Here is a 639-nt window from a genome sequence, read left to right as displayed (position 1 = left end):
TCGAAATCATCCTCTTTGCCCCCAACAACCTCCCCATCCGCCGCACCACCACAATCTCCAAAGACCAACTAGAAACCCTAATTAGGGACTATAGAGTAGGACTCCTTGATCCTAGTTCCGAAGACTTTAGAGAGCCATCACTCCAACTCTATAACCTCCTGATTAAACCCATCGAAGCCGAACTCGCCCAACTCAACGCCAAAACAATCCTCTATGCACCCGATGGACAACTGCGCTACATCCCCATCGCTGCACTCTATGACGGTAGACAATTGTTAGTTGAGAAATACCAGATTAGTAACCTCATCGCCTATACCCTTTCCGACTTTACACCACAACCCCAAAACGCACCCAACATCCTCGCAGGAGCCTTTGGCGGGAAAGCAGGCGATCGCAGGTTTGGACAAACAGCCTTACCCGCAACCGTTAGTGAAGTCCAAGCGATCGCCAACTCTTTCCAAAACTCAGTCACCCTCATCGAAGAACAATTTAGTCGTAAAGCGATCGAGTCCAAATTTAAAAACCATAATATTCTCCACCTTGCCACCCATGCCGAATTTAATGTTGGCTCTCCCGATCAGTCCTTCATCATCTTCGGCAATGGCGACAAAATCCGTCTCAATGAAATTGCTGATTGGC

General features: G+C 48.0%; 1 protein-coding gene. It reads left to right on the top strand.

Annotated features, from left to right (window positions below):
* A partial coding sequence (locus VB775_RS26685; RefSeq protein ID WP_323217191.1) for a CHAT domain-containing protein occupies positions 1-639 on the top strand: 639 nt, incomplete at both ends.

It is taken from the genome of Pseudanabaena sp. CCNP1317 (assembly GCF_034931345.1).
Taxonomy (GTDB): domain Bacteria; phylum Cyanobacteriota; class Cyanobacteriia; order Pseudanabaenales; family Pseudanabaenaceae; genus Pseudanabaena; species Pseudanabaena galeata.
This window is presented reverse-complemented; position numbering and strand designations above follow the sequence as displayed.